A 12,732-nucleotide genomic window follows, 5' to 3' on the forward strand; every position below is an offset into this window, starting at 1 on the left:
AACTAATTCCAGACTATAAAAAATAAAGGGACTTTGGAAAAACACTCCAAAGTCCCTTTAACTATGTACACAGGAAGTAAATTCCTGTTATGATGTTAGCGACAAAACCAAACAACAAAACAGTAAAGGAGTTTCCTTCCATGTACAAGAATTATAACACAGCACAAACTAGCATCGCTTTAAACTTAAATTTTGATATTCCTAATAACCATATTGCGAGACTAATTGATATGTTTGTTGAGACAATTCCGCATAATATTATTGAAACCTCTGTGGCGACCACCGGTCGTCCTGCTTATCATCCGGCTATGTTAATAAAAATGTTCCTTTTCGCGTATTCTCGCAAAGTATTTTCTGGACGTAGAATTGTTGAAATGAATACCGAAAATATTCCAATGAAATGGTTGAGTCAAGATGCCACAATTTCTTACAAAACAATCAATAATTTTCGATCCAGTAAAGAAGTTTCTAACTTAATCAAGATTTCCTTTATTTACTTTACCAAGTTGTTAGCCGACAACGGTATGATTGAAGATGAGGCCTTATTTATTGATGGTACGAAGATTGAAGCCGATGCAAATAAGTACTCATTTACTTGGAAACGTGCAGTTGATAAATTCTATCCAAAACTAAAAGAAAAAATTGTGCTCCTTTATGAAGAATTGATTGAAAATCAAGTTGTCAAAGAAATGGAGAAAGAATACCTAACGTCTAGCGATGGATTAGCTGAGATTTTAGAAAAAACACACGATGAAATTACTCACTTAGATTATGTCATTGAACAAGAACCGAAGGTTATCAAAGGTGGCTCTAAGAATAAACAACAGCGGCGAAAACTCAAAAAATTAGCGCACAAAATGGAAAATGATTATTTGCCCCGAGCAAAAAAGTACGAAGAAGCTGAACGCCTTTTTAATGGTCGGAACTTTTTTTCAAAAACCGACCATGATGCTACCTTTATGCGTATGAAGGAAGATCCAATGATGAATAGTCAATTAAAGCCTGGATATAATTTACAGGCTGCCACTAATGGACAGTTCGTGCTAAATTACGGAATTTTCTCGAATCCGACGGATACGAGAACTTTATTACCATTTTTATCTGACATGCATTCACTCGATTTGTTTAAATACATCGTGGCGGATGCAGGTTACGGTAGTGAATCTAATTATTCCGCGATTGTCGACGATTTTGATAAGACACCACTGATACCGTATGGTATGTATGAAAAGGAACAGAAGCGCAAATTTAAAAATGATCCTACACGAATACACAATTGGAAGTACAATGCCGCAGACGATTACTATACGGATCATTTGAGTGTTAAATTCAGTTTTAAACGATACAGTATTCGTCATGATAAATATGGATACGAACGACAGTTCAAAATTTATGAAGCGGATAAAACACAGGAAACATTCAAGCTAGATGAACTAGCTAAAACCCCTAAGGGAAGGCAACGACAGGTTGCCTATAATACAACTTGGAACTACTTTAAAAATTATGTTAAGGATTTACTTTCATCTGATCAAGGCTCAGAGATTTATTCGCATCGTAAGTATGATGTTGAGCCAATGTTTGGCAGAATGAAGTCCATTTTTGGTGTGCGCAGAACTCATCTTAGAGGGAAACAGCCTGTGGAAAATGAATTGGGTATTCTATTAATGACAATGAATCTAACAAAATTAGCGGGAATTTTAACCAAAGCAACCGCTAATTTTTCACATAAACAATTATCAAATATAAAAAAAACAAAAAACCGACCAAAAATTCTATTAATTATAGAATTCTTGGTCGATTTTTCTATAGCTGGTTAGTTTTTTCCCAGCCACGTTTTTGTTTCGTTACTGACTGCACAATGAAATCACTAGGCCTTATTATGACAGACGTTATAAGAAAAATAGACGGTTTTACTCACGCATTTGAGCATACTGTAAGGCAATACGTTTAAAAATATTTTTGAGGTGACAATCATCTAAAATAGTTAATATTGTGTAGGCTTGATCAATTTTGTGTTGCTCATTTCTGTATAACCCGATTAAAAACAGCAACCAAACTTGGTGCGTTAAGCTATCCTCTAAAGGTATATCTTCTATTTTTTTGATAATCCATTCAATAATAATTGGCTTATTTTGGAGAAGACTCGTTTCAAAAAACGGATAATAAGATTAGTAATATTATCCAGTTGGCTATATTGCACTGTCTCATAAATATATTGGCCTAGAATATCGGAGATATAGGGTCTAACTAGTGTGACCGGTAACATGTTCACTGTGCATTCTAGTAAATAGATGTCGTACAATTGCCAGCTAATGAGCTTGTTGAAATAGTCAATCAATATATTTTGATCTGTTGCTGATGCGATTCTAAATTTAGTGTGGTAGATATTTGCTTTCAGCATTAAGATATCATGCTTATTGTTTAAAGTTAATGTCTTTCTCAGTTTTAGTTCATTATACATTGCATATAAGCCGTCAATGTCATTATGAAGGTACTTATAATTTAATTTATTTCGAAAGTTAACGATATTAAAATCGATTTCAAAATTGTTAGAAAAATATTCATCGATGGTGATGTCTAGCTCTTTGCAAATAAAATAAATTGATCGTGCATTAGGTAGAATTTGGCCACTTTCAATTCTAGAAACCATAGCTTGTGAACCGATAAAGGCACCTAACTGTTTTTGAGATAAGTTTTTTAATTTTCGACGTTCTTTGATAATGTTTGTTTCTTTCCGCATAATAGTCTCCATTGCTTTCAAAATAATAATAGTTAATTATTATCATGGAACAATCAATATTTTATTTATATTCACTATTGAATATCCTTTTTTGCATAAATCTCTAGAGCCGATTTTTTGGGTTATACAATGAATTGGTAAAGGTTAATCATTTTTACAAAACCATGGTGGTCTTTTATTTTTTCTAAAATTACCGAACTAGAGGAAGAGAAAAGGAGCAATAGTTGTATGAGAGACATGAGGGTAATTTGTGACCGTAAAAAATTGTACAAATCGGGCAAAGTACTAGTAACAGCCGGTATTTTTGCTTTGATGATGTTTGGCGTCACAACTGCTAGTGTTAGTGCAAATACGATTGCAGTTGACACGAATCATAGCCGTACTTCAGCACAGATTAATAAGAGTGCCGTTGATAAAGTTAATGATGACAAGACTACTTTAGGAGCGGCAAAAGTAGTGGCAGTAGCCACAACGCCAGCGACACCTGCAACGGACAGGGCAGTAGATACAATGCCAGCGACCGCTGCAACAGATAAGGCGGTAGATACAACGCCAGCGACACCTGCAGCAGATAAGCTAGCAAATACAACGCCAGCAACGGACAAGGCAGTAGCCACAACGCCAGCGACACCTGCAGCAAATAAAGCAGCAGACACGAGTAGTATTCATGATCAACCGTTAGATACAAATGTGCCAACTGATAAATCAGCAAACCTCGTCTCGACAACACAAAAAAGTACGGATAATCAACAAGTTAAGTCTACAGAAACATCTCATCTTCAAGAAATCAACGGTAAAACCTATTTTCTTGATGACAATGGTCAAGTTAAAAAGAACTTCACCGCTATTATTGACGGTAAAGTTCTATACTTTGATAAAACATCCGGCGAATTGACCGCAAATGCACCGCAAGTTACTAAGAGCTTAGTAAATATTGATAATGCACATAACGCGGCTCATGATCTCACAGCTGATAACTTCACAAATGTCGACGGTTACTTAACAGCTAACAGTTGGTATCGGCCTAAGGACATCTTAAGAAACGGAACGACCTGGACACCAACAACAGCAGAAGATTTTCGACCATTACTCATGTCTTGGTGGCCGGATAAGAATACGCAGGTAGCTTATCTACAATATATGCAGTCAGTTGGCATGCTACCTGACGATGTTAAAATATTAAATGATGATAATATGAGCACATTGACTGATGCTGCTATGACTGTTCAAAAGAATATCGAATCGCGAATTGGTGTATCTGGAAAAACTGATTGGCTCAAGCAAGATATGAACAAACTGATTGATTCACAGGCAAATTGGAATATTGATAGTGAATCAAAGGGTAATTATCATTTACAGGGTGGGGCATTGTTATATGTGAATGATGACAAAACACCTAACGCGAACTCAGATTACCGTCTGTTAAACCGTACACCAACCAACCAAACCAGCCAAATTACTGATCCAAGTAAACAAGGTGGATATGAGATGTTATTAGCTAATGATGTTGATAATTCTAACCCTGTTGTACAAGCTGAGCAATTGAACTGGCTTCACTACATAATGAACATTGGTACTATAGCTCAGAACGACCCAACAGCTAATTTTGACGGTTATCGTGTTGATGCGGTTGATAACGTTGATGCCGATCTCTTACAAATTGCTGGTGATTACTTTAAAGCTGCATACGGTACTGGTAAAACTGAGGCAAACGCAAATAATCATATTTCGATCTTGGAAGATTGGGATAATAATGATTCTGCGTACATTAAAGCCCACGGGAACAACCAATTGACAATGGATTTTCCAGCACACTTGGCTTTGAAATACGCCTTGAACATGCCTCTTGCCGCATAAAGTGGCCTAGAACCGCTAATTAATACAAGTCTTGTTAAGCGCGGGAAAGATGCCACAGAAAATGAAGCACAACCAAACTATGCCTTTATCCGTGCCCATGATAGTGAAGTGCAGACCGTTATTGCACAAATTATTAAGGATAAAATTAACACAAAATCAGACGGCTTAACTGTAACACCAGATGAGATTCAGCAAGCTTTCACTATTTACAACGCCGATGAATTAAAAGCAGATAAGGAATATACAGCATACAATATTCCTGCTTCTTACGCTGTATTGTTGACAAACAAGGATACTGTGCCACGTGTTTATTATGGTGATCTGTTTTCTGATGATGGACAGTATATGTCACAGAAGTCACCATACTATGACGCCATTACGTCACTTTTGAAAAGCCGTATCAAATATGTTGCTGGTGGTCAAAGCATGAATATGACGTACTTGCATGAGTGCTTTGATCCAGCAAAAAATGAGACAAAGCCACAAGGTGTCTTAACATCAGTACGTTACGGTAAAGGTGCGATGACGGCTGACGATTTGGGTAATAGTGACATACGTCAACAAGGTATTGGTTTGGTGATTAATAATAAGCCATTCTTGAATTTAAATGATGATGAACAAATTGTGCTCAATATGGGTGCTGCTCACAAAAATCAAGCTTACCGACCACTTATGTTGACAACAAAATCTGGTCTTCAAATTTACGATAAGGATGCCGGAGCGCCAGTTGTTTATACTAACGATGCTGGTCAACTTATTTTTAAGTCAGATATAGTCTATGGTGTCAGCAATCCACAGGTATCTGGTTATTTTGCTGCATGGGTACCAGTCGGTGCGAGTGATAGTCAAGATGCTAGAACACAAAGCAGCCAGTCAGAAACTAAGGATGGCGATGTCTATCATTCAAATGCTGCACTTGATTCTAATGTAATTTATGAAGGCTTCTCGAATTTCCAAGCAATGCCTGAAAAGAATGATGACTTCACCAACGTAAAAATTGCTCAAAATGCTAAATTGTTTAAAGATTTAGGGATTACAAGCTTTGAATTAGCACCGCAATATCGTTCAAGTACAGATAATAGTTTTTTGGATTCGGTTATTCAAAACGGCTATGCCTTTACTGATCGATATGATGTTGGGTATAATACGCCAACAAAATATGGTACAGTTGATCAACTTCTAGATAGTCTAAGAGCATTACACGCACAAGGTATTCAGGCTATTAATGACTGGGTACCTGATCAAATTTATAATTTACCTGGTGAACAAATCGTCACCGCAGTTCGTACAAATGGTTCAGGTAAGTACGATTATGATTCTGTGATTAATAACACGCTCTACGATTCACGAACAGTTGGGGGCGGCGAATACCAAGAAAAGTTTGGTGGCCTGTTCTTAGACCAGTTGAAAAAAGATTATCCTAGCTTGTTTGAAACTAAGCAGATATCAACAAATCAGCCGATGAATCCGGATGTTAAAATTAAAGAATGGTCTGCAAAGTACTTTAATGGTTCAAACATTCAAGGTCGTGGCGCTTGGTATGTACTTAAAGATTGGGCAACAAATCAATATTTCAATGTGTCTAGTGATAATGGATTCTTTCCTAAACAATTACTAGGTGAAAAAACAAGCACAGGCTTTGCAACAGAAAATGGTAAGACTTCTTTCTACTCAACAAGTGGTTATCAAGCTAAAGATACCTTTATTCAAGATGGGACAAATTGGTATTACTTTGATAATGCAGGCTATATGTTGACAGGTAAACAAAATATCCACGATAAAAATTATTATTTCTTACCTAATGGTGTGGAACTTCAAGATGCTTACCTTTTTTTGATGGTAATCAAGAATTTTACTATAATAAAGCTGGGGAACAAATTATGAACCAGTATTATCAATATAGTCAAAATCAATGGCATTATTTCTTTGAAAATGGTCGTATGGCAATTGGCCTGACAGAAGTTCCGAACGCTGATGGCACACATGTTACACAATATTTTGATGCTAATGGTGTCCAAATTAAAGGCACAGCTATAAAAGATCAGAATAATCAATTACGCTATTTTGATGAGGCCACAGGTAATATGGTGGTTAATTCATGGGGACAGTTAGCAGATAAGTCTTGGCTTTACCTTAATGCACAAGGCGTTGCTGTGACTGGTAACCAAAAAATTGATGGGGAAGAGTACTACTTCAATGCTGATGGTAAGCAAGTTAAAGGCAATGCAATCATCGATAATAATGGTGATCAACGTTATTATGATGGTGATAAGGGTGTCATGGCAGTTAATTTATGGGGTGAGTTGCCAGATGGCTCATGGTTATATTTGAATGACAAAGGTATTGCTGTAACAGGCCGTCAAGTCATTAATAATCAAGTTAATTTCTTTGGTAATGATGGTAAGCAAATCAAAGATGCCTTTAAATTATTATCCGATGGTTCATGGGTATATTTGGATGATAAGGGCCTGATAACAACTGGAGCCAAAGTTATCAATGGTCTAAATATGTTTTTTGATAAAGACGGTCATCAAATCAAAGGTGATGCCAGCACAGATGCCAATGGTAAGCGCCATTATTATGACAAAAATGATGGTCATCTTGTCACAAATTCATGGGGTGAGTTGCCAGATGGTTCATGGTTATACCTAGATGAACAAGGTGATACTGTTACTGGTCAATGTGTGATTGATGGCAAGACACGCTATTTTGATGAAGATGGCAAACAAATTAAAAATAGCCTAAAAACGCTGGCCAATGGCGATAAGATTTATCTTGATGGTGATGGGGTTGCTGCAACAGGCTTACAACATGTGGGCGATAAAATCATGTATTTTGATGAAGATGGTAAACAAGTTGTTAGCAAGTTTGTATCAGCAAAAGATGGTTCATGGTATTACTTAAATCAGGATGGTGTTGCCGCGGTTGGTCCAAGCAGCATTAATGGACAATCACTTTACTTTGATCAAGAGGGTAAACAAGTTAAATATAATGAAGTCCGTAATAGTGATGGGACAACAAACTATTACACAGGATTAACGGGCGAAAAGTTAACGCAAGACTTCGGTAAACTACCAGATGGGTCATGGATTTATCTTGATGCGCAAGGGCATACAGTAACTGGCGCACAAATCATTAACGGCCAAAATCTTTACTTTAAGGCTGACGGCCAGCAAGTTAAAGGTCATGCTTATACTGACCAATTAGGTCATATGCGTTTTTATGATCCTGATTCAGGTGATATGTTGAGTAATCGCTTTGAACAAATCACACCCGGTGTATGGGCTTACTTTGGTGCTGATGGTGTGGCCATAACTGGACAACATGACATAAATGGTCAGAAGTTATTCTTTGATGAGACAGGATATCAAGTTAAAGGTTCGCAACGTACAATAGATGGTACGTTATACAGCTTCGATTCTCAAACTGGTAACCAAAAACCCGTACAGACAACATTGTTGCCACAAGCAGGTCACTATATCACGAAAAATGGTAACGATTGGCAGTATGATACCAATGGTGAAATAGCGAAGGGTCTGCGTCAAGATAGCAATGGTAAGTTGCGTTACTTTGATTTGACAACCGGCATACAAGCGAAAGGTCAATTTGTTACAATTGGCCAAGAAACTTATTACTTTAGTAAAGATCACGGGGATGCGCAGTTATTGCCAATGGTTATTACTGAAGGGCATTACGGTACAATAACACTCAAGCAAGGTCAAGACACCAAAACAGCCTGGGTTTACCGTGATCAAAATAATACTATTTTGAAGGGATTGCAAAATATCAATGGCATATTGCAATTCTTTGATCCATATACAGGTGAACAACTTAAAGGTGGCGTAGCAAAGTATGACGACAAGCTCTTTTACTTTGAATCAGGTAAAGGTAATCTTGTTAGCACCGTAGCGGGTGACTATCAGGATGGTCATTACATTTCCCAAGATGGCCAAACACGTTACGCAGATAAGCAAAATCATCTTGTAATGGGACTTGTTACTGTTAATGGGGCATTACAATACTTTGATAACGCTACTGGTAACCAAATAAAAAATCAACAAGTTATTGTTGATGGCAAGACGTACTATTTTGACGATAAAGGCAATGGTGAATACTTATTCACTAATACATTAGATATGTCTACTAATGCTTTTTCTGCCAAAAATGTTGCATTTAATCATGACAGTAGCAGTTTCGACCATACTGTTGATGGCTTCTTGACGGCAGATACTTGGTATCGACCAAAGTCAATTTTGGCTAACGGGACAACTTGGCGTGATTCGACTGATAAGGATATGCGACCATTAATCACTGTTTGGTGGCCAAATAAGAATGTTCAAGTCAACTATCTCAACTTCATGAAAGCAAATGGATTGTTGACAACAGCAGCACAATACACACTACATTCAGATCAATATGATTTGAACCAAGCTGCACAAGATGTTCAAGTGGCCATTGAAAAGCGCATTGCGTCAGAGCATGGCACAGAATGGTTAAAGAAATTGTTGTTTGAATCACAAAATAATAACCCATCATTTGTGAAGCAACAATTCATTTGGAATAAGGATTCTGAATATCATGGTGGTGGTGATGCTTGGTTCCAAGGTGGTTATCTGAAGTATGGCAATAACCCACTCACACCAACAACTAATTCTGATTATCGTCAACCTGGTAATGCATTTGACTTCTTGCTAGCCAACGACGTGGATAATTCTAATCCTGTTGTGCAAGCTGAAAACTTAAACTGGTTACATTACTTAATGAACTTTGGCACCATCACTGCGGGTCAAGATGACGCTAATTTTGATAGTATTCGTATTGACGCTGTCGACTTTATTCATAATGATACAATCCAACGTACTTATGATTATCTTCGTGATGCTTATCAAGTGCAACAAAGTGAAGCCAAAGCAAACCAGCACATTTCATTGGTTGAAGCTGGCTTAGACGCGGGTACATCAACGATTCATAATGATGCGTTAATTGAGTCAAACCTCCGTGAAGCAGCGACATTGTCGTTAACAAATGAACCTGGTAAAAATAAACCATTGACGAATATGCTACAAGACGTTGACGGTGGTACGCTTATCGCCGACCATACGCAGAATAGTACAGAAAATCAGGCGACACCAAACTATTCAATTATTCACGCGCACGATAAAGGTGTGCAAGAAAAAGTCGGTGCAGCCATTACTGATGCTACTGGTGCTGATTGGACGAACTTTACAGATGAATAGTTAAAAGCCGGATTAGAGCTATTCTATAAGGATCAGCGTGCAACAAACAAAAAGTATAATAGTTATAATATACCAAGTATTTATGCCTTGATGTTGACAAACAAAGATACTGTTCCTCGTATGTATTATGGGGATATGTATCAAGATGACGGACAGTATATGGCAAACAAGAGCATCTACTATGATGCCTTAGTGTCATTAATGACGGCTCGTAAAAGCTATGTCAGCGGTGGTCAAACTATGAGTGTTGACAATCATGGTTTGTTGAAGAGTGTCCGCTTTGGAAAAGATGCGATGATAGCTAATGATTTAGGTACATCAGCTACGCGTACTGAGGGGCTTGGTGTCATCATTGGTAATGATCCAAAGTTGCAACTTAATGATTCGGATAAAGTGACACTGGATATGGGTGCAGCACATAAAAATCAAAAGTATCGCGCAGTTATCTTAACAACACGTGATGGTTTGGCAACCTTTAATTCAGATCAAGCACCAACAGCTTGGACAAACGATCAAGGAACGTTAACATTCTCAAATCAAGAGATTAACGGGCAAGACAATACACAAATTCGTGGTGTTGCTAATCCGCAAGTTTCTGGTTATCTAGCTGTTTGGGTGCCTGTGGGTGCATCAGACAATCAAGATGCCCGTACAGCAGCAACGGCAACAGAAAACCATGATGGTAAAGTATTACATTCGAATGCGGCATTAGATTCTAACCTTATTTATGAAGGTTTCTCTAACTTCCAGCCTAAGGCAACAACGCATGATGAACTTACGAACGTTGTAATTGCTAAAAATGCCGATGTCTTCAATAATTGGGGTATTACGAGTTTTGAAATGGCACCACAGTACCGTTCAAGTGGGGACCATACATTCTTGGATTCAACGATTGATAATGGTTATGCCTTCACTGATCGCTATGACTTAGGTTTCAATACACCAACAAAGTATGGCACTGATGGTGATTTGCGTGCAGCGATTCAAGCGCTACATCATGCTAATATGCAAGTTATGGCTGACGTTGTTGATAACCAGGTCTATAACTTATCTGGTAAAGAAGTTGTTTCAGCAACACGAGCAGGTGTTTATGGTAATGACGATGCCACTGGCTTTGGAACGCAACTCTATGTGACTAACTCCGTTGGTGGTGGTCAATACCAAGAAAAATATGCTGGACAATACTTAGAAGCTCTGAAAGCAAAGTATCCAGACCTCTTTGAGGGTAAGGCCTATGATTATTGGTATAAGAACTATGCAAATGATGGATCAAATCCTTACTATACATTGTCACACGGTGACCGTGAATCTATCCCAGCAGATGTTGCTATTAAGCAATGGTCAGCTAAGTATATGAACGGCACGAACGTTTTGGGCAATGGTATGGGTTATGTATTGAAGGATTGGCATAATGGTCAATATTTCAAGCTTGATGGTGATAAATCAACATTACCTCAAATTTAATTTATTTTGATAGGGAACGATTATCTTATCAAATTGTAGTGACAAAAGTCGCAGATATTGAATCCAATATCTGCGATTTTTCGTCTGTAAAGCTATGCTATAATAACGTTATGATAAAAGAAAATTATTTTAAAGTTGGCACAATTGTCAACACCCACGGTATTCGTGGCGAAGTGAAGATTATGGCCATTACTGATTTTGCCGTCGATCGTTTTAAAAAAGGTGCAGCATTACAAATTGAAACCAAGCAAGGCTTTGTGCCGGTGACTGTACAATCGTCACGTTTACACAAAAATATGTGGTTGGTATTATTTGAAGGCGTCACAAATATTAACGAGATTGAAAAATATAAAACCAACGACATCTACGTTTATGGCGAAGCACGTGAAGCACTTGGTGATGATGAATATTATTACGATGAAATTATTGATAGTCGTGTTGTGAGTCTGTCTGGTGAAGCAATCGGTGTTGTGTCTGAAATTATGACAACAGGGGCCAATGATGTTTGGGTCGTTAAACGACAAGGTCAGTCAGATGCGCTTATTCCTATGATTGATGATGTTGTCAAGTCAGTTGATGTGGCCAATAAGCTGATTACCATTGATGTGTTGGAAGGATTGTTAGATTAATGCGTATTGATGTTTTAAGTCTATTCCCAGATATGTTTACGCCGTTAAAGCAATCTATATTGGGTAAAGCGATTGACAAGGGGGCATTAGATTTTCATGTCACTGATTTTCGTGACTACACTGAAAACAAGCATAATAATGTCGATGATTATCCATTTGGTGGTGGTGCAGGCATGTTGCTCATGGCGCAACCTATCTTTGATGCTATGGCTGCGGTAGAAAAAGCGGCCGGTGATAAAGGTCACGTTGTCTTGCTGGATCCTGCTGGGCGTAAATTTGACCATCATGTTGCCGAAGAATTAGCACAGAAATCGCATCTCACTTTTATTGCCGGACATTATGAGGGCTATGATGAGCGTATTCGTGAACTAGTCGATGATGAAATTTCACTTGGTGATTATGTATTGACTGGCGGTGAGCTTGGCGCAATGGTGATTATTGATGCGACAGCGCGCTTTTTGCCAGATGTTTTAGGCAATCAAGTGAGTGCTGAAGAGGACTCATTTCAAGATAATTTACTTGAATTTCCACAGTACACTCGGCCCGCAGACTTCCGTGGGCGTAAGGTGCCGGATGTCTTAATGAGTGGCAATCATGCTAAAATTGCTGAGTGGCGTTTAAAGGAGTCCTTGCGTCGGACATGGCAGAGACGACCAGACTTGCTAGAAAACCGTGTTCTTACACAGACAGAACGCGATTTACTCGATGATGTCAAGCATGAGTAAGCTGAGCTAATAAGCATTGACAAAATTTTTATATGGCAGGCCATTAACGAACAATAATGATTGTTCGTTTTTTTATATTG

4 protein-coding genes and 1 pseudogene are annotated in these 12,732 nt (G+C 38.0%); 4 read left to right on the plus strand and 1 reads right to left on the minus strand.

Going from position 1 to position 12,732, the window contains the following annotated elements:
* The first annotated feature begins 140 nt into the window (after nucleotides 1-140).
* Complete coding sequence (locus FGL72_RS01845; protein ID WP_243130150.1) at nucleotides 141-1,817, plus strand: IS1182 family transposase; 1,677 nt, start codon at nucleotides 141-143, stop codon at nucleotides 1,815-1,817.
* 275 nt (nucleotides 1,818-2,092) lie between these two features.
* Here FGL72_RS01845 and FGL72_RS01850 read toward each other — a convergent pair whose 3' ends face one another.
* Nucleotides 2,093-2,740: a helix-turn-helix domain-containing protein gene (locus FGL72_RS01850; protein WP_243130151.1), complete on the minus strand. Its 648-nt coding sequence runs from the start codon at nucleotides 2,738-2,740 to the stop codon at nucleotides 2,093-2,095.
* A gap of 228 nt (nucleotides 2,741-2,968) precedes the next feature.
* Between FGL72_RS01850 and FGL72_RS09935 the strand changes: the two are divergent.
* The 3 genes and pseudogenes from FGL72_RS09935 to trmD all read left to right on the plus strand — a co-directional run bounded on the left by FGL72_RS09935 (nucleotide 2,969) and on the right by trmD (nucleotide 12,652).
* Nucleotides 2,969-11,298, plus strand: a pseudogene (locus tag FGL72_RS09935) (glycoside hydrolase family 70 protein).
* Nucleotides 11,299-11,408: 110 nt separating this feature from the next.
* Nucleotides 11,409-11,927, plus strand: a complete 519-nt coding sequence (rimM, locus tag FGL72_RS01860) for a ribosome maturation factor RimM (RefSeq protein ID WP_146992428.1) — start codon at nucleotides 11,409-11,411, stop codon at nucleotides 11,925-11,927.
* A complete protein-coding gene (trmD, locus tag FGL72_RS01865) occupies nucleotides 11,927-12,652 on the plus strand; it encodes a tRNA (guanosine(37)-N1)-methyltransferase TrmD (protein WP_040190438.1) in 726 nt (241 codons plus the stop codon). The genes rimM and trmD overlap by 1 nt, the downstream gene beginning before the upstream one ends.
* The last annotated feature ends 80 nt before the right edge of the window (nucleotides 12,653-12,732 follow it).

This window comes from Leuconostoc citreum, assembly GCF_007954785.1.
GTDB lineage: Bacteria > Bacillota > Bacilli > Lactobacillales > Lactobacillaceae > Leuconostoc > Leuconostoc citreum.

What these genes read in the sequence shown, in the direction of transcription:
- FGL72_RS01845 (WP_243130150.1), top strand. Translation starts at nt 141, where the DNA reads ATGTACAAGAATTATAACACAGCACAAACTAGCATCGCTTTAAACTTA.
- FGL72_RS01850 (WP_243130151.1), bottom strand. Translation starts at nt 2,740, where the DNA reads ATGCGGAAAGAAACAAACATTATCAAAGAACGTCGAAAATTAAAAAAC.
- rimM (WP_146992428.1), top strand. Translation starts at nt 11,409, where the DNA reads ATGATAAAAGAAAATTATTTTAAAGTTGGCACAATTGTCAACACCCAC.
- trmD (WP_040190438.1), top strand. Translation starts at nt 11,927, where the DNA reads ATGCGTATTGATGTTTTAAGTCTATTCCCAGATATGTTTACGCCGTTA.